1 protein-coding gene is annotated in these 1,022 nt (G+C 45.7%); it reads left to right on the top strand.

Going from position 1 to position 1,022, the window contains the following annotated elements; genetic code table 11:
• Positions 1–1,022: RNA degradosome polyphosphate kinase (locus tag R8O70_RS26390; protein WP_318184610.1), on the top strand; the 1,022-nt coding region annotated here is incomplete at both ends.

The following is a 1,022-nucleotide window of genomic DNA, read 5'->3' as shown; positions in this document are numbered from 1 at the left end:
TACCAAATACTTCCGCAAAGAAGTCATGCCACATATCACGCCTTTATTGATGAAAGATGAAATCGACGTGCTGCAATTCCTCAAAGACGAATACGCTTACATCGCCGTCGAACTGCGCAAAGAAGACCACTCTCAATACGCTCTCATCGAAATTCCAACCGACCACCTGCCACGCTTCGTGATGGTGCCAGAGCAAAAAGGCAAACGCCGTAAGACCATCATCCTGCTTGATAACATCATCCGATACTGTTTAGACGAGCTTTTTAAAGGCTTTTTCGATTATGATGAGCTCGCAGGCTACGCGATGAAAATGACGCGTGATGCAGAGTACGACTTGCGTAATGAAATCGAATACAGCTTGCTAGAGCAAATGTCAGCAGGTGTAAACCAACGTTTAACCGCCATGCCAGTACGCTTTGTGTATGAGCGTGAAATGCCGCAAGAGATGCTCGACTTCTTGTGCAGCAAACTAAGAATTTCCAATTACGACAACCTAATTCCAGGTGGACGCTACCACAACTTCAAAGATTTCATCGCTTTTCCAAACGTCGGGCGAGAATACCTCGAAAACAAACCTATGCCACCAATGAAGTGTGCAGACTTTGAAGGTTACGCCAACAGTTTCGAAGCCATCAAAGCCAAAGACATTCTGCTCTACTACCCTTATCACACCTTTGACCATATTGGTGAATTGGTTCGCCAGGCATCCTTTGACCCGAAAGTGCTCAGCATCAAAATTAATATCTACCGCGTAGCCAAAGACTCTCGCTTGATGAACTCTTTGATTGATGCAGTGCATAACGGCAAAAACGTTACTGTAGTCGTTGAGCTGCAGGCGCGATTTGATGAAGAAGCAAATATTGAATGGTCAAAAGTTCTGACTGAAGCTGGCGTGCACGTCATCTTTGGTGCGCCCGGTTTAAAGATTCACTCAAAGTTATTGATGATCAGTCGCCGTGAAGGTGACGATATTATTCGCTACGCGCACATTGGCACGGGCAACTTCCACGAAAAAACCGCTC

This window comes from Vibrio sp. 779(2023) (genome assembly GCF_033344285.1).
Lineage (GTDB): Bacteria > Pseudomonadota > Gammaproteobacteria > Enterobacterales > Vibrionaceae > Vibrio > Vibrio alginolyticus.
The sequence above is the reverse complement of the archived record's forward strand: the minus strand, read 5'-3'. Positions and strand labels throughout refer to the sequence as shown.